Annotated in this window: 16 protein-coding genes and 1 riboswitch; of the genes, 3 read left to right on the top strand and 13 right to left on the bottom strand. The window is 34.3% G+C overall.

Annotated elements, in window-relative coordinates:
• Positions 1 to 319 precede the first annotated feature (319 nt).
• The 5 genes from AC5LWL_RS19660 to AC5LWL_RS19680 all read right to left on the bottom strand — a co-directional run bounded on the left by AC5LWL_RS19660 (position 320) and on the right by AC5LWL_RS19680 (position 6871).
• Entirely contained in the window at positions 320 to 1939 is a 1620-nt protein-coding gene (locus AC5LWL_RS19660; protein ID WP_493435897.1) for a GGDEF domain-containing response regulator, read from the bottom strand.
• Between the two features lie 146 nt (positions 1940 to 2085).
• Positions 2086 to 3375, bottom strand: coding sequence for a group II intron reverse transcriptase/maturase (gene ltrA, locus AC5LWL_RS19665; protein ID WP_493433353.1), 1290 nt, complete (start codon positions 3373 to 3375; stop codon positions 2086 to 2088).
• 1077 nt (positions 3376 to 4452) lie between these two features.
• The gene (gene proC / locus AC5LWL_RS19670) at positions 4453 to 5262 is read right to left on the bottom strand and encodes a pyrroline-5-carboxylate reductase (RefSeq protein ID WP_493435898.1); all 810 of its coding nucleotides are present in this window, start codon (positions 5260 to 5262) and stop codon (positions 4453 to 4455) included.
• 117 nt (positions 5263 to 5379) lie between these two features.
• Complete coding sequence (locus AC5LWL_RS19675) at positions 5380 to 6525, bottom strand: cation:proton antiporter (protein ID WP_493435899.1); 1146 nt, start codon at positions 6523 to 6525, stop codon at positions 5380 to 5382.
• Between the two features lie 127 nt (positions 6526 to 6652).
• Positions 6653 to 6871 carry a helix-turn-helix transcriptional regulator gene (locus AC5LWL_RS19680; RefSeq protein WP_493435900.1) on the bottom strand — a complete coding sequence of 73 codons (219 nt, stop codon included), beginning with the start codon at positions 6869 to 6871 and terminating at the stop codon, positions 6653 to 6655.
• Positions 6872 to 7196: 325 nt separating this feature from the next.
• On the opposite strand from AC5LWL_RS19680, the gene AC5LWL_RS19685 reads away from it, so the two are divergent.
• On the top strand, positions 7197 to 7583 hold the full coding sequence (locus AC5LWL_RS19685) for a helix-turn-helix domain-containing protein (protein ID WP_493435901.1): 387 nt from the start codon (positions 7197 to 7199) through the stop codon (positions 7581 to 7583).
• 42 nt (positions 7584 to 7625) lie between these two features.
• Here the strand turns inward: AC5LWL_RS19685 and AC5LWL_RS19690 are convergent, their stop codons facing one another.
• Positions 7626 to 7979, bottom strand: coding sequence for a hypothetical protein (locus tag AC5LWL_RS19690; protein ID WP_493435902.1), 354 nt, complete (start codon positions 7977 to 7979; stop codon positions 7626 to 7628).
• Positions 7980 to 7994: 15 nt separating this feature from the next.
• Entirely contained in the window at positions 7995 to 8996 is a 1002-nt protein-coding gene (locus AC5LWL_RS19695) for a 3-oxoacyl-[acyl-carrier-protein] synthase III C-terminal domain-containing protein (RefSeq protein ID WP_493435903.1), read from the bottom strand.
• Between the two features lie 143 nt (positions 8997 to 9139).
• Positions 9140 to 9226, bottom strand: a riboswitch (cyclic di-GMP riboswitch).
• A 193-nt stretch (positions 9227 to 9419) separates the two neighbouring features.
• Here AC5LWL_RS19695 and AC5LWL_RS19700 point away from each other — a divergent pair.
• Positions 9420 to 9845, top strand: a complete 426-nt coding sequence (locus AC5LWL_RS19700; RefSeq protein ID WP_493435904.1) for a DUF4395 domain-containing protein — start codon at positions 9420 to 9422, stop codon at positions 9843 to 9845.
• Between the two features lie 110 nt (positions 9846 to 9955).
• Here the strand turns inward: AC5LWL_RS19700 and AC5LWL_RS19705 are convergent, their stop codons facing one another.
• Positions 9956 to 10399, bottom strand: coding sequence for a DUF6376 family protein (locus tag AC5LWL_RS19705; protein ID WP_493435905.1), 444 nt, complete (start codon positions 10397 to 10399; stop codon positions 9956 to 9958).
• A gap of 1022 nt (positions 10400 to 11421) precedes the next feature.
• On the opposite strand from AC5LWL_RS19705, the gene AC5LWL_RS19710 reads away from it, so the two are divergent.
• Positions 11422 to 11793, top strand: a complete 372-nt coding sequence (locus AC5LWL_RS19710; RefSeq protein ID WP_493435906.1) for a DUF5412 domain-containing protein — start codon at positions 11422 to 11424, stop codon at positions 11791 to 11793.
• A gap of 36 nt (positions 11794 to 11829) precedes the next feature.
• Here the strand turns inward: AC5LWL_RS19710 and AC5LWL_RS19715 are convergent, their stop codons facing one another.
• From AC5LWL_RS19715 to AC5LWL_RS19735, 5 genes are all read right to left on the bottom strand, one after another.
• Positions 11830 to 12309, bottom strand: coding sequence for a VOC family protein (locus AC5LWL_RS19715; protein ID WP_493435907.1), 480 nt, complete (start codon positions 12307 to 12309; stop codon positions 11830 to 11832).
• A 345-nt stretch (positions 12310 to 12654) separates the two neighbouring features.
• Entirely contained in the window at positions 12655 to 13788 is a 1134-nt protein-coding gene (locus tag AC5LWL_RS19720; protein ID WP_493435908.1) for a zinc-dependent alcohol dehydrogenase, read from the bottom strand.
• A 249-nt stretch (positions 13789 to 14037) separates the two neighbouring features.
• Positions 14038 to 14406: a YbaN family protein gene (locus AC5LWL_RS19725; RefSeq protein ID WP_493435909.1), complete on the bottom strand. Its 369-nt coding sequence runs from the start codon at positions 14404 to 14406 to the stop codon at positions 14038 to 14040.
• Between the two features lie 175 nt (positions 14407 to 14581).
• Positions 14582 to 15706, bottom strand: a complete 1125-nt coding sequence (locus AC5LWL_RS19730; RefSeq protein WP_493435910.1) for an IS4 family transposase — start codon at positions 15704 to 15706, stop codon at positions 14582 to 14584.
• Positions 15707 to 16949: 1243 nt separating this feature from the next.
• Positions 16950 to 17597, bottom strand: a complete 648-nt coding sequence (locus AC5LWL_RS19735; RefSeq protein WP_493435911.1) for a pentapeptide repeat-containing protein — start codon at positions 17595 to 17597, stop codon at positions 16950 to 16952.
• Positions 17598 to 17825 lie beyond the last annotated feature (228 nt).

Here is a 17825-nt window from a genome sequence, read left to right on the forward strand (position 1 = left end):
ACATCGAAACTTCTCAACATCTTTTTATTTTTTCTTAGGTTGTATTGGATCTTATAGTGCGTGTTCAAAAAGGAGAATCAAGGCGGATTAGCTTTGAGCTTCGGCCTTCCACAGGATGTGGTGACTTTCACATTGCTCACTGGACGTGAGAAGCGGTGAAGCAAACCAACGAAGAAATTCGACGTGTCATTTTTACCGGAATTTTTGAACAACCTCTTATAAGCTTTCTATACCATCATACTAAAAATTCTTTAAGTTGGAGTGAGCCAATTAGCTAAGGGATATACTTTCTAAAATAATAAGAATAAATAAACTTTTTTTATTGAACCATTCGCTTGATTAAGCGCATAATTCGTCCTTCTAATTCCGTTATATTAAAAGGCTTGGTTAAGTAATCATCTGCTCCATATTTTAAGGCCTGTGCAATATCCGTGTTGCTTTTTCTACCTGTCAGCATTAACACATGCACTTCACGGTTATTATTGTTTTGTTTTACTTGCTGTAAAATATCTAGTCCATCCATAACCGGCATAATTCCATCCAATATTAAAAAATGCAATCCTTGATGTGCCAGCCGATCAGATGATAAAAATTGCAAACCATCCTCATACGCTTGAACATTAACAGCTAAATTGTCAAATGACATACCATTAATTGTCGTCATTAAAATCGATCGTATCAATGTATCATCATCAACAATTGATATATTTAGAATCTTTTTTGTCGGGGTAATATGCATTTTATTTGCACTTTCAATTCTTGCTCGCCCGCTATCTTTTGCCAAGTACAATGCTTCGTCTGCTGTTTTTATTGCTGTTTGCAAATCAATTTCCGGATGCTCAATACTATATATTCCAGCTGAAAAAGTTAACGAAAACGATTCATTTCCGTCACTAAATTGAATAGTAGAAAATCCTGCTAACATTCTATTTAATACTTCTTTTACTTCTGCTTCTGTCGCTCTTTGAAAAAGTATCACAAACTCTTCTCCACCATAACGAAAAAGGATGTCTGTATTTCGAATGCTTTTTTTCATATATTGAGCAAATTCAACTAATACTTTATCACCAATGATATGTCCATACGTATCATTAACTTTTTTGAAATAATCTAAGTCGATAATGGCAAGTGTGCCAGGCGTGTGTGTTCTTGTCATATCCCCTATAAAACGGTTATAGGAATCCTGCAAAAACTTGCGGTTGTATACTTGTGTAAGCTCATCAATAATAACGGACTGATCAAAAATCCGTTTTCTTTCTAAATGACGTTCTACTCGAATTAAAAATTCTTCTATATCAATTGGCTTGCTAATAAAGTCATCTGCTCCCATTCTGTAAGCATTTAAACGTGTATCTCGGTCCTTTTTAATGCTGCACATAATTTTTGGAACAAAAAACCTATTAGAGTGTTGTTGTATATCATAAAGAACATCAAATCCAGATTTTTTAGGCAAATTCACATCAATAATAATACAATCGGGATGCATATTATAATATTGATCAATTGCTTTATCTGCTTCGGTGCTGGCAACTACCATCCACCCTTTACTTTCTAATTTGTCTTTTAAATAAATTAGGATAGAGATATCATCATCAATAATTTGAATTAATGGTTCATTTATGACTCGTTCTCTTGCATGATTTTGTGTGTTTAAAGTAAATTCCTCATAATCAAAACTTATTTCCATCAATTCATAAAAAAACTCTCTTAACTCCTCAATTGGCCAATCTTCCGTTCTATTTTCTGCTTGAAGAAGTATTTTTGAAGATAATGCATATATTAAATCTAATCCAAGCGTTCCAGATGTACCTTTTATAGAATGAAGAAATTGGTACACATCTAAGCTGTCCACTGTTTGTTTTTCCTCATTTTCCAACCAATTTACCATTTGTTCTTTCATTTTTTTTATCAGTAAGCTTCTATATTTTCCTAAAGACATTTTATAGCACCTCTTTATGTAAATACTTCCACAGATTAATTCCCTTTACTTTATACCTTATTGCATCTAATCGAGTAGGAGGCACATTTCCGTGCCGACCTCTCACACCACCGTACGTACCGTTCGGTATACGGCGGTTCGAAAGTTTATGAAATCACCTTCGATAAGGATTTTAAACCTTGATCTTGCCAATATTGATTATTTAATGCAAGATGTAATATAGGGTTGTTTGATAGGCGCCAATATCCCTTACGGGAGTTGGCGTTCTTTTTAGCTTCTTCCTTATATATCCCAAGTTTTACAAGGTTCTTATATTTCGTTTTAACCTTCTTCCACTCTTTCCACCTACACGCTCTTAACCTACGTCTCGTATGACTATCGATTTTATGTGCGTATTGCTTGATATCCGCGATTTTAAAGTAATTTCCCCAACCTTGTATCAGTTGGTTTATTTTCTTCACACGGAATTCCATGCTTACTCCCCAATTTCGGTTGGTCCATTTCTTTAATTTTTCTTCGAACCTTTTCTTCCGCTCTTTTGGCACAAATACTCTAGTTTTCCTTCCTCTTTGGTAGAAGCTTACTCCTAAGAATATCCGTGCTATCGGCTTTCCCACCGCACTTTTCTCCTGATTCACCTTCAACTTCAATTTTCTCTCGATAAATTGAGTGATGCTTTCTTTTATTCGTTCTCCTGCTTTCCTGCTTTTAACGAAAATATTACAATCATCTGCATACCTCACAAATTTGTGCCCACGCTTCTCTAATTCTTTATCTAATTCGTGAAGCATGATGTTGCTCAGTAACGGACTTAATGGGCCACCCTGTGGTGTTCCTTCTGTATTCGGTTTAATTAACCCATTGTCCATCACTCCTGCTTGGAGATATCTTCTGATTAGTTTCAAGGTTGGTTTATCAGTGATCGTTTTCGCGATAAGCGACATGAGTTTGTCATGGTTAACACGGTCGAAGAATTTCTCTAGGTCTATGTCTACGACAAAATTGTAGCCATCTTCGATATATTGTCTTGCTTGTTCTATCGCTTGATGTGCGCTTCTATTTGGTCTAAATCCATAACTATACGAACTAAATTGTTTTTCAAAGATGGGGGTAAGTTTCTGCACAATTGCTTGTTGAATGACTCTGTCTGTCACGGTAGGGATTCCAAGTTTCCTTGTTCCCCCGTTCGGTTTGGGGATATCCACCCTTCTTACTGCTTTTGGTTTATACTTTCCTTCTCTAATAAGTTCTCTAATTTGTTGACCTTCTTCTTTCAAATAAAGGCGAGTAGCTTCTATATCTTTCGCATCGACTCCTGCTGCTCCTTTATTCCTTTCCACCTTCTTGAAAGCATGGTTCAAATTATCTAGTTCTGTTATCTTTATAATTAGACTTACCGTTGATTTCATATTGTTCCCATGCTGTTGAGGTTGCATAAGGCTAACTCCACTCTATCCGAGAAACTCCGGTTTTCCGAACCTTCTTTTCTCGTATAGTCATTTTGTTTCTGTTTCCTCGTTTCCTTATCAATAACTCTAGCACGGTCGCTCCTTTCGTTCCGTCCTTCTCAAATCCTAGATTTGATACTATGACTTCGGCTGACTTCTCTTGATTCAGCTATCTATCACTAGATAGGTTCCCAATAGGATATTCAAGAGACCTCCCGGGGTAAGTTCACTCGCTTTCTCCTCATCTATCTGCCACATTTATTCTCATTTCATCCGGGGATATTTAGGACTTCATTTTGTTTAGCAAACTCGTCCTGAAATGAAAACCTCTAATGTGATTCGTATACCTCAGACCAAGGATTTGTCTAGGGCTTCCTTCAGATTCCGCGTCACCACGGACACCCTTGCCTTCGACTAATGGTTCGCATATCCCAACGCCCATAGCGGACTTGCACCGCCTAGCTAGTGAACATGCCCGGCACACTAAAGATATGTGATAAAAAAACTTATTTATCACATGAGATCTGATTTCCATGGGAGCTAGCTTATTCTAAAATTCCTATATTTCTATAGTTTGCTATTACTCCTATAAAAATATAGCCTTTCACACACTTTTTTTATTATATGTAACTTTCTTAGTTGAAAATGAAATTTCCCCGCACAAAAAAACCAGCCTAAAAAACTTATGGCCGGTTGCACCCATCGTTTGAAATTAACTTCACATGCAAAATAGTTTCTCGCTTTATCTAAATTATTAGAAAGCTGTGATTATTAGGAGATTAACGCCTAAATCATTTCTCACTATACAATACTTTTTTCTCTAAAAAAATGCAATACTTTTTGTAAATTTATCGATTGTTCTAAGAGGATAATGCAGAACAAATATCTTAGTAGCATATTGCGTTCTTTCCCATTATAACAGTAGAAAAGAAAGGTTTTTCAGATTTCTTTCATAACATATTTTAGTGAATGAAAGAATTTCTGGCCTTAAGGTAAGATAGAAAGGATACGGCATAATTAATAATCCAGTTTCTCAAACGATAAGTTAGCAGCCAAGAGCTTTTCTTATTTATTATTTAGAGCAATATTCTTAAGGTCACAGCTTTCCATTGCATCAAGAATCGTTCCTCTAAATTGCTTTCTTTCTAATGTTGCAATTGCTTCAATAGTTGCGCCGCCGGGTGTACAGACTTCATCCTTTAAAACCCCTGGGTGCTTGCCTGTTTCTAAAACCATCTTTGCTGCTCCAAGTACTGCTTGTGCCGCAAGTTTATAAGCAGCCTCGCGAGGAATACCACTTCTCACCCCTCCATCAGCAAGCGCCTCAATAAATAAATATACATATGCAGGAGAAGAACCACTAATTGCAGGAATATAATCCATTATTTTCTCTTCCATTACTTCCACTGCTCCAAATGAAGAGAATAATTGTTTCATATAGTTCAATTCTTCTTCTACTACGGTTTGACTGGAACAAAATACAGTCATTCCTTCACCAACTAATGAAGGAGTATTTGGCATAGACCGAATTATTTTCGCTTCTTTGCCTAATTTTCCAGTCATATAAGTAAGATCAATACCTGCTGCAATCGTTACAACAATCGTATTTTTGCTTAATTCTCCCTTTATTTCTTCCATAACATCTGCGTATAAATGCGGTTTGACTGCCAATATGATAATATCTGCAAAGTCTGCCACTTTTTTATTATCCAGTGTATAGAAAACTTTATATGTTTTATGCACATATTTGCAGGTTTCCAGCGTTTTAGAACTAACGATAATATCATCGCTCTGCAAAAAGGATGATTGTATCATGCCTGCAATCATCGCCTGTGCCATTTTTCCACATCCAATAAATCCTATCTTCTTACTCATATTCATCTCCCTTTCAGCCATACCTTATACTGTTGCATAGCTAAAAAAAAAAATCAAATAAAAGTTTAAAAAACTCCTTTATATCATACTTCGAAAGCTTATCAGATAGACAAAACATTAATACATCCTATCTTTTTGAAGTTTTTTTGCTGTAATATATTTAACACTTATATGAGAAATAAGAAAACCAATTAATGCAGCTAAAAGTACATACATACTTGAGAATATTCGTAACGCCCCTGCAGTAAGGCCAGCAATAATAACCGAAAATTCCCCTCTTTGTGTCAAAATCATCCCAGCTTTTAAAGAAAGATCTTTTTCTACACCATACCATTGTCCACCAACATACCCTACAGCAATTTTATATAAAACAGACCATATTAAAATAACAATCAATAGCCCAAAGTTAGGTATATGCATCGTAAACTCCATTGAAAGACCGAAATAAAGAAAGTAGAAAGGAAGAAATAAATTGCGTACTGGGATTATTTTTTTACTAATTTTATCTTTCCATTCCGTATCTGCAAGCATCATGCCTCCGAGAAAGCCACCGATTACTTCTGATAAACCTAAATATATGGCTAATCCTCCATATGCTAACGCCATCCCAATAATTAGAAATATAAATACATCTTCTTCTATTATAAGTTTTATTTTCTCCTGATAGTGTTTTACCGTTTTTGTAAGTATAAATGCTATTATCGCTAAGCCAAAAATTTTTATAAATAATAAAGAAAATTTTGCTATTGAGAGTCCCTCACCTGTTAGACCAACTAATAGCGTTATGAGAATTGGCGTAACTAAATCTTCAAAAATTAATAAAGCCAATATAAATTTTGATTCTTTATTTTCTAGTATATTGTGATGTTCCATAAACTTTACCGCTATGGAGGAGCTTGTAGCAAACACCAATCCACCTACAAATAAAGAGGAAACAAAGGATAATCCTAATAAATAGCAAATTACAGTTGTTGCACCTATTCCTAAAACAATATTTAGTAAACCAGGCTTCCAGATTTTTTTTCCATTCTTATTTAACTCTTTGAGAGAATATTTCATGCCTAGCATAAAAAATAATAAAACAAGCCCCATTTCACCAATTTGTTTTATTACTTCTGTTTCCATATTCCATCCTGTTAAACTTACCACTACACCTAAAAGAATATAAATAATAATATCTGGTATATTAAATGTTTTTACTGAGGTGGCGCCGATTAAAAATAATATAAGCAGGATAATTCCTACTAATAACATGCTATTCATTCCAAGACCTCGTTTCTCCATCTTTTCCTTTTTCTTCCCTAATTTCTAAAAAAAAAAACACCTATATAGAAAAAATGGTGGAATCCTTAGAGATGTTTGACTGTATATAGCACATTTTAAAAGTTGATTATTCGGAAGGATTGTTGGAATCTTTTTTTGGAAGAAAAACCTCATCTGGTTTTTTCTGAAAGATGCTTGCTATTTTTACCGCTTGTTCATAAGAAAGTCCTCTTTTTTCGTTTTCTATTTGCCAATAGTAAGACTTTGTAATCCCTAATTTATCTGCCATTTTTTGATAGGTATACCCATTTTTCGTTCGTAACTCCCTCAGCTTTTCTCGATACATCTCTCCCACCTCTTCTTATTCTTTTTTAGGTTCTTTTAAACGACAATATTGATATTAACGAGAATACAATATGTTTAGCGAACGAACTGCCGAGCCGTCTCCTTTCACAACAAATGATCTTCGCAGTACCTTTTTTTAGCGGAGACTCACGGATTCCTATTAACATTAAGATACAACAGAGCGTTTTTCTTAGTTACGATTATACGTAAACTCAGAGTTAACTTCAATATCTTAATTACTATTTAGTTAACTTTTTTATATAAATTTACTGTTAGCTAAAAGTTAACTTATAATAGTTTTAAAGCAATAACAGGAGTTGATTAAAATGGGATTTCCTCAGAGGTTAAGAAAGCTGCGAAAAGATGCGAAACTTTCCCAATCAAAGCTTGGAGAAAGTATGAATGTTACAAAAGTTTCGATTTCTGGTTATGAAACAGGCAATCGGAGACCAGATACTGAAACCTTGCAAAGATTGGCAGATTTTTTTAATGTTTCTACAGATTATTTACTTGGCAGATCCGCAGTTACAGAGAATACAGCATCTTACTCAATAGAACCTAGACAAGAACAATTTATTGAAGATGATTATATTTTATTAGCTGAATTAAAAAAATACCCATACTTATACAGTGAAATAAGAAAAGATCCAACGATGAGTATTAAAAAATTAAATAAAATGTGGAGTTTTCTGCAAGAAGAGGGGAAAAAATAAAAAAGCTTGTAAATGCATTACTTACAAGCTTTTGTTTATTTATTAACTATTTTTTGCTTCAGCAAGCGAATCGATAAAAATACCAGTATAGTTGATGCTTTTTGCTAATTTTTGCATTTGTGACTTTGCGATAACCGACTTTGGGTTAATCATTAAAATTCGTTTAAATCCATTTGACATATACAATTTAAAACAGCCTTCTAAAACAGGCAGCATATCCGCTTTTGATACAGAAAGATTAGTAGAATCTATAATCAAAGTATAGGCAGAAGGAGTAATCTGCTTCATATGTTGTTGGTATTCTGTTAAAAATGCTTCTCCCTCTGATTCTTTTATAAATCCGCTAACCTTAATAAATAATTCTTTTTTTGCTTCATTTTTTTCAAATATAAACATTTGATACTCGCTCCTTTAAAATTGATATAATAGTGCCGCCATACTATAGCCAATTGCTACAGAACATAACACTACCTTATCTCCTGGTTTAATATTTTCTTTTATTAAAGCATCTTCTAATGCAAACAGCGGACTTGTAACTCCCGTATATCCATATTCTTCGCCAACAAACGTATAATGGTCTAGACCAACCTCCAGTTTCGTTAACGTTTCCTCTATCTCAGGGCGTGAGAATTGAGAAAATATCCAGTGATTTATCTGATGTGGATCTAATTCTTGTTTTTCCAGCATTTCAACAATCAGCCTCTTCCAATCATCCGAAAAATAACTAACATCATGTGGAACAAAAGTTAATTTCTTTTCCTCCAATGCGGTAGCAGCCGTTTCATCATATAAAGCAGAAAATCCGCCTGATGGATACATCACCGTTTCAAATAGTTTAGAATCTGTATAATAATTGGATGATATTACCCCAATCTTTTCCTCTGTTTTTTCTAAAATAACTGCCCCTGCCCCATCTGCAAAATTTGGAAAAGTTATCGTGTCATCTTTTTTGGCAATATTACTTATATTAACACTGCTTATAATTAATGCTTTCTGTACGGAAGGTTGTATTTTTACATAGGTGCTAACTTGATCAATTGCTGAAAGAATACCAATACAATTTGCATTCATGTCATACACAATATGGGCATTTTTAGTTCCTAACTGCTGATGAAGAAACAAAGCATTACTAGGATAGGTGTATTCAGGAGTATCAGAAACAAATACAACCATACCAATCTCTTCAGGTGCTGTATTCGTTTGTTGAAGCACTTTTTCAGCAGCATTTACAGCCATACTGATGGTACTTTCTTTCTCCGGATTTACGAGATATCTAGTTTTTCTACCTAAATGCTTCATTAACCCGTCTGCTTCTAATCCAAGGTTGCTAAAGTGCTGGACAAAAAAATCATTATCATATGCTTGTTCTGGATGAAATGTGCTGACTCCACTGATTTTTACATTTACTAGCAATTTAGGTTCACTTCTTTCTAAGATTCTATAGACTCCAAATATTACGCGGCATCTACGAGCTATCCATTATTTCATTTCAATTTCCTGGACGAAAAAAAATCTACCCTAATAAAGGTAGATTACTTATTAATATAATCTCCTTTTTCGGTAACCTGGCAATCATTGCAGTACACTGCTTTAGACCCATGGCTTTGCGTCCCCATTTTTCAATGGGTTTGCTATTATCGAAAGAAATTTCGCATATATGATACTATTTATTTTAGTCTATTAGAACTAAAATATCTATAATCTTTTAAGCATTTATAACTATTTTTTTATAATTGCTTATTTTATATATTTTTTGCTAGTACTAATAAAACACTTAACATTCTTACTATTTGAGCGTAATATATATAACAATCCACATAAGAAAGGTTGGTTTAAATGACAAACAAAATGAAAACGATTCCTCGTCCTCTCGTTCGCACAAATCAATGGGTAATTTTTTCTGCTGTTCTGATAAGCATTTTTACAGCTCATTATTGGGTTTTAGCTATTCCTTTAATTGCTGGTTTGGCAGGTCTTCTTTTTCATTGGAATCCAATTATGAACATTGCCAAAATTTTTCTAAAGAAAAATCCACAAACTTATGTACAGGAAGATTTCGATCAACAGCAGTTTAATCAATTAATTGCTGTAATCTGCTTAGGAGGAGGACTTTTTTCGTTTATAATCGGTTGGTCTATTTTAGGCTATATATTTACTTTAATGGTTGGTCTTGCGTCCATTATCGCTATTTCAGGTTTCTGTATAGGCTGCTATATTCGGTTTCAATGGAAACAATATCAATATCGCAGCAAACAAAATTAAAAAAACATCCGTGAAAGCTTTATTCTCACGGATGTTTTTGGGTATATTTTATGTTTTCTGAGTTTCGGTTATATAAGGGAAAACATACTATCGTCACTGTTTACAGGATGTTATTCCCCTAATTCCTGTATTTGTTTGTATATACTTTGAATCTCTTGAATAGATTGCAGCAATTCATTATTCTCCAGGACTTCTTTATTTAATTTTCCATTTTCGATATTCTCTAAATAAAGGGAAATACCATTTTCCAGCTTATCATTTTGTGCCACAATTTGATCGTGTAAGTCTTGCATCATACCGGGTGCTTCTAATTCATTAAAGTTTTGAATACTTTCTTGAAAATCTTTCAATTTGGTTTCTAGCTCTTGAGCTGCTTGCTTATCTGTTACTGCTTCTTGAGCTAATGATGGAATTTCATTTGCGAACTGGTTTGCTTTGTCTACATATCCTGTTGACTCATTGATATAAGTTAGTGTATTTTTTGTATCTTCAATGGGCGAACATGCAGATACTAATAAAATAATCATTGGAATAGCAAGTAACCACTTTTTCATGAACTGTACCTCCATTATTTTTTGCCTTTTCTTTTTGCTAATTCTTTTTTTATGAGTGGTAGTCCTTTTTCCTTTAATAACTTTACTCCCTCTTTTTTTATAAGCTGTTGGACTTTTCTTTTTAATGACATATTCATCTTCCCTTCTTAATTTTTGTGGTAATTCTTTTTGGGTGGCTACCCTGAAAATAGGCTTTGGCTCTCTCAAATAGTCCGCAATCTGAATACACTTCACACTTCGCTTTCCACGGGAGTCTTCGTGTATTCCGGCTGCTCCCTACTTATAAACCTTAAGAATTAAGAAAGCTGCTTCTTTTTATGTGGCATGGTGCGAATTGTATGAGTGTCTGTGCTGTCTAGTTAAAACAATAACAAAAAGACCTCACCAAATAAATGGTAAAGGTCTCACAAACAACGTATGTTGCCAATAAAGCCGAGGCTACTGTGCCTGTATTGACGACTTTATTGTACTGTTACTCCCCTTTAAACAAAGGTAGTGTTATATAGTTTTTGGTAATTTCCAATGATTTATTTCTAATTGTTATTACTATTATAAAATCTAAAGCGCTTTCGGTCAAGTTTTTTCCCTTTATCATCTATTAATATAAACGGAAGGTTTTTCGTATTGAAGTTGACTTAGTTTAATAAAGAATAAATTATTCTGGCAATGTATACATTAAATTGTTTTTTGCATCTTTGTATAAATCTATATCGTTTTTGCATGCAGAAGCTTTTCTTCGCCTTTTTCGCTTACCTATAGGAATATTCGTGCGTGCATATAAACACACTCGTTATTTTGAAAATACTAATATAGTACATAGCTATTCTTTGTAAGTTATAGTATAGTAAAAAACAAGTTCTTCTGCATCCATTTCAACTCATATTTATCAAATATTAGGATATATATTTGATAAATATGAGTTCTTCTAAAAAAGAGGTTTATAGAAATAGAAACAACTAAAGGCAATATTTAATAATAAAACTAGTAGAAAAAAGACATATGTTAAGGGAGAGTATGCAACTTTGAATAAAAAGAAAAAACATTTAAAACGTTTCGCGCCATTGGGTATTATCTTTGTCGGCTTGATTGGTTATGGCGTATATTGGGCATTTTTTGATATGGGAAGGCTGCCAAAAGGAGAATTTCTTACAGAGGAGACTTCGCCTGATGGCAAATATACAATCAAAGCTTATGTAGTAAATGGTGGGGCTACTACTTCTTACTCCATTCGCGGAGAATTGCATTTTAATGAAAAACGTAACAAAACAAAAACTATTTATTGGAATTATCACGAAAAAACAGCGACAATTACATGGATTAATAAGGATAACGTCAATATTAATGAACACACACTCCATCTTCCAACAGATCATTTCGACTTTAGACATCCATAATTTTCTCTTCTACTTATGGTTGTAAATAAAAGCGATTTACTTGTCTTTATTTCCATACATTAATTCTGTACTTTTGGAATATAATTCAATGATGTTGCCGAATGGATCTTCACAATATACTAAATAATATGGTTTCCCTTCCCAAGTATTCCATACCTTGCTTCTTATTTTTCCGCCATTATGTAGTATCTGTTGAGCCTTTTCTTCCACGTTATCCGCTATTAAACAAATATGAAAGAAACCTGAAGAATATATTTTATGTTGTGCCTCTTCTGTTTGCGGCTCTACAAACTCAAATAATTCAATGCCCACTTGATTACATCCCATTAAGTGAGCATTCCTCATTTTTCGAATATCACTTCCTAATAAATCATTTGTCATATTATCAGGATTTTCCTTGCTTGCATCAAATGAATATGGTCCAGCAATCACTTGAAATCCTAACACCTTTTCATACCAATGGATCGCATATTCTAAATCTGGTACCGCTAAACCAATATGAGTAATTGCAGCCATGCCTCATTCCTCCGTTTCTCTTACTATTTTTTTACCCAGACTAAAAAAAGAAAAACATATGATTCTACATTCACCTTATAATGAATCTTTTTCCTTCAGAAGCATTCTCTACTAAGAAAAGCGCAAGCGCCTTGTTTAGCCCCGATGAAAAATGTTCTCCTGACTCAAAAAAATATTTTTTACTTTTAGAGGCAGGAGGTTATCTAACTATGCAAAAAATGCCCCAAAATTAGTTTCAGGACATTTAAAAGCTATTTCTTATTAAACTTAGACCAGTTTCCACTTAACGCTTCGCTCATTCTTTGTTGATGTTTAGGTCGAGGAATTAGAATCCATATGAGTTTTCTATGGCTTCAACACCACTTTTATCGCATTATCTTCATGATTGTTAAAAATTTTGTAAGCATGACTCGCATCGTCCAGTGAAACTTTATGGGTAATGATATCCTGTGGATCAAATTTTTTATTGATAATCATATCATACAGTTTTGGCATAATCGGAATAACTGGTGCTTGCCCCATTTTTAAGGTAATATTCCGTGCAAAAAATGCGCCTAATGGAAAATTGTTATAATTAGCTCCATAAACTCCAGTGAGTTGAACAATTCCTGATTTCCTAACCGCTTTAGTAGCGATTTGAATAGGTCCAAGTGTACCACCTTGTAGCTTTAACTTCTGTTCCAAAAATTCAAGAGTCGATTTTTTTCCATCCATGCCGACACAGTCAATCACACAATCTGCACCACCACTTGTTATTTCTTTTAAATGTTCGCCCATATCGTCAAATTCGGTAAAGTCGTATACTTCAACCTTATTGGTTGTTTTTGCATGCTGCAGGCGATATTTTTCATAGTCAACAGCAATAACTCGCTTTGCCCCCTTCATCCAAGCAAATTTCTGCGCCATTAATCCAACAGGACCACACCCTAATACAATGACCGTATCCCCTTTTTTCACTTCTGCATGTTCAACACTCCAGTAGGCGGTTGGAATAACATCGGATAAAAACACGAATGATTCATCTTCCAATTCAGCTGAATCTGGTATAACAAATGGAGTAAAATTGCCATAAGGAACGCGTAGATATTCAGCCTGTCCACCAGGATAATCCCCGAATTTTTCCGTGTAGCCAAAATATCCTCCTGAATCATAATGAGGGTTGGCATTATCGCATTGACTTGTTTCGCCATGTTCACAATAAATACAATGGCCGCATGCCACGTTAAATGGAATAACAACTCGATCCCCTTTTTTCACTTTTGTTACTTCTGGTCCGACTTCTTCGACAATGCCCATCGGTTCATGTCCAATCACATACCCTTTAGGCAGAGGCATACTGCCTTGATATAAATGCAAGTCGGAGCCGCAAATGGCAGTTGTTGTAATGCGAATAAGAATATCATCTTTTTTTTCTAATCGTGGATCTTCTACGTTTGTTACTTCTACATGCTTGGCTCCTTGATAGGTAACAGCTTTCATATTGATTCTCACTCCTGTTTAATTTGGATAATAATCATTATTTTCTGCACTCTTGCTGACATTCATACTCTGTTTATAAAATAAAAAAACTGATAGGCAGCTCGTAGCTAACGAGTTACTATCAGTTTTTTTATTTTGGAGGATTTCTATATTAATAATTGGCGATAAGATTGCACGGTGACACACGAGGATTGAGTAGTACTTTGTATGTCCTTGGTAAGTAAGTAGATGCTCAAATTAACAGTGAATTTAATTCAGCCTTGTTTTAATAATAAACATGGAAACAAGCTGTCCGATTGCAATACACCCTAAAAAAATTCGTGCATATAAATGATCCACAAAGTAGGCGCTTATTGCTAAGCATGTATAGCCAGTTAGAAGGATTTTTATTTTTTGCTTTTTTGTTAACCCTCCTCTTTTAAAACCTTTTACATATTGTTGGTAAAATCTAGTGGATAGAAACCAATTATTGACTCTATCCGATCCTCTTGTATAAAAATAAGATGTTAACAAAAGAAACGGAGTTGTTGGCAACAGCGGCAAAAATATTCCGGCGATGCCGATTCCTAAAAAAATAGTACCTAATGTGATATTTATCCATTTATATAAAGGCTTCAAAGATAAGCTCCTTTCATATATACCTTAAATCACTATCGTCGCATAAATAATGATTGAATTTTCTGTTTTTATTTTTGTTGCATTAAAGTAAAAAGAAAGACAATTAACTAGAGGTAGTGAACATCCATTTTTTTACTATAACCTTTGACGAGTACAACTGGCGATGTTGAAAGCATTATGGAACGCTATTACCTTCGATTTTGCGCAACCATGTGTGTGCAGACTTCCATAAAGCTGCTTTCAAATAACGACTAATTTGTAAGTATGTTCGCTTACTTTTTGTATGCAGCTGGGCCAGTACATTTAAACAGTACACGATCATTGCAACATAAACTTGGTTATGTACAGCTTGTTCACTCTGACCATAGAATTTTTTGATATTCAAATGTTGTTTCATCCATTTGAAAAACAATTCAATGGCCCAGCGTGATTTGTAAAGTTCAGCGATTTCACCTGCACTTAAATCAAAGCGATTCGTTAATAAATGTAACGGATTGCCTTTAGTATCTAGTACTTTGATCAAACGGAATACATTCTCAGAACGGTTTTGAGTTGTCCCTATGACGACCATTTCATCAGATAAAATGGAAGAATCTTCTGGTAACGAAAATGTTTCAAGGGTACGTACAACCGCATTTTTTCTCAATCGGGAAACGAAGAAATACCCTTCATCTGTCATGCGATCGAATCGTTCATAGTCCAAGTATCCTCGGTCAAACACATACATGCATTCTTTATCGTCGACAAGTATTTCAAGCTGGCCACGATCATGTTCGTTCGCGTTCGTAAGCACCGATTGATCCGGATAGGAACAACCTTTTTCCATAAACACAAGACGGAGATGGAGCTTCACACCAGATTTTGATTTTCGGAATTTGGCCCATTTATGATTGTTCAAGTTCAATGGTAATGTACTTGAATCAATGATTTTAAGTGGAGTTGTTGTTTTTCGTCTCGCTTGAAAATCAGTCTTCGTGTGAATTTGCGTGACTAAATCAAGAAAAATAGTTTGGAAAAACGCTGTTGGTACCTGATTTAATCGTCTACCCAGTTGAGAAAAACTAATGGAATCAAGTTGAGTTGCGTTCTGCAATTCTTCTGAAAACACGCAATCACTTAATGCACGCAAACTCTCCGTTTCATGCAGTTGTGCATAAAGTAGTAATTTCAAAAAGGAGGTCATATTCAGCTTCTTCGTATAGTGATTTAGCTGATAAGCCTTCACCTGTTCTTCAAACAAATTGTTGGAAATAGGCGAAAGCCATTGTTCAAATGATGTTTTTCGTGTAAACTTATCCATGCGATTGTCCTTTATTTTGGATTTGGATAGGTTACTACCACCAAACCATTATAAAGGATTTTTTTATGGATAAATCAATTGACAGAAAAGACAATTAATTGTTTGTTGTAAAATTATTTTAATGCAACGCTAGTGACCTTAAATTTAATCTTAATATATAAAAGCATAGATTGAAAAGAGTGAAATCTAGATATTGTAACAGATATACCGAAAGTTGTTACCAATAGATCATCGAGGGAGACGTAAGAGACCCAAACCAAGTTTGGACCTGGGATATTACCTGGTTAAAAGGACCAGTGAAAGGCATTTTTATCGCCACTATTTGGTTATTAGTAGAAAGATAGTAGGATGGGAGGTCTGGGAAAACACAAATCAGTAGCTTTAAAACAAATGAAAGAAGCAAGGAAACCGAAACAAAATGCATAAAATGACCGTTGTGCTGACATTCCCCTTTCCCTCTTCCAAATGAAGCTGGGACATAAGTATTCCAACCGAAGATAAAAAAAAGGTTTGTGGTAATCACCCGCAGCCTGCATACACTTCGCTTTCCGTGGGGCTCGCGCTAAGCCGCTTCGGCCCTTGGCTGCAGGGTCTCAGCTGTCTCGCTAATCCCACAGGAGTCTTCGTGTATGCAGACTGCTCCATTTTCCAATCTATTTCATTTTTTTCTTGGTAAAAGAATTAGGTTTTAGAAAATAACCTTTAAAAACGAAGTGGAATAGAGCGGAAGACACTCGACTCCTGCGGGAAGTAGAGGAAAGGCTGAGCCCCCGCGGAAAGCGAGTGTCTGTAGCGCAATGGAACAACCTAGTTTTCTACTTAACTCTATTAAAAACATAAATAACCAGTAAAGGGAAGTAACCATTTACGTGCTAAATTAGAGAATGTTCGTCTTTACCTATTATCTATTTAGTTATGTCTCAGCCTCATTTGAAAAGGCCAGCAAGGGAGGCGTAATAGCTATACTTTATTTAAGACACTAGCAAACGTGATCATAGAGGAGAGTTTTGTCCCAGCCTCATTGTTATTTTTTACTATTTTTTTCTTTTTGCTTCAAGTATTTACACGTGTAGCTACTTGAGTTCCATAAAGAGATGATAATATATAATTATAATCATCAAATGAATCCCATCCAATAGCTATAATATCATTAAGTCTATTCTTAGGTACGATTATACAATCCATTTTTTCACTTAATAAAAAGGTACTACTAGTTAATTTTTTTATTTTTACTCACAACAAGCTATTCTATAACTTTTAGTCCTAATAATTTTGAAAAACCAATCGCTTGATTAGAGGAAACCACACACCCCTTCAAACTTTCAATTGATACATTAATTTGCTCAAAATAACAAGTACTTATATCTATTTCATTGAGTTGTGTCTGTGTAAAATCTACATCATTAAGATTACATCTATTTAGATAAACTTTTGCTAATTTAGAATTAAAAAAATTAGCGCTATTCAAAGGAGTATTCTCGAAACAAACCTTCTTTAAGCGAGCCTCCGCAAAGCTACTCAAATTTAATTCACAGTTCTCAAAAAGAACATTCCCAAGATTAGCAGTTGATAAATCTATCCCTAATAATTTACAGTCTTTAAATTCAACTCTATGTATATTACCTTCACACATACGTGTATTAGATAGATTGCAATTTTCGAAAATCACATCAGTCATATCTATATTCATAAAGGAACTATTAATAAAAGTAATATTTTTAAAGATAACTTTTGACAGAATTAGTCTATCTATTTGCTCATTATTTATTTGGGAATTTATAATCATACAGTTTACTAATTCTGGATCTTCTTCATAAAAAACATCATGAAAATTAGCACTTTTTAAATGCAATGATATTTTTGGGGACTCAATCTTTTTTACATTTGACATAATACACCTCTATCTTCCTGTAAGCTTCATTAATACTATACAAGAAAAAAAGATATTTATTAGTCTTTATTTTTCACAAATCTTGTGTGCAATTTAAAATAACAAGTTATAGACATTACTGATAGTTAGTTAACCAATCGGACATTTACGGGCAGTTATCCTCCTTCTCCTAGCTTTCACGATTTCACATCATTCCGAGGTAAAACTTACTCTCCACAAAGAATGGAA

The sequence above is a fragment of the Niallia sp. WK069_GA_01 genome, from assembly GCF_983173855.1.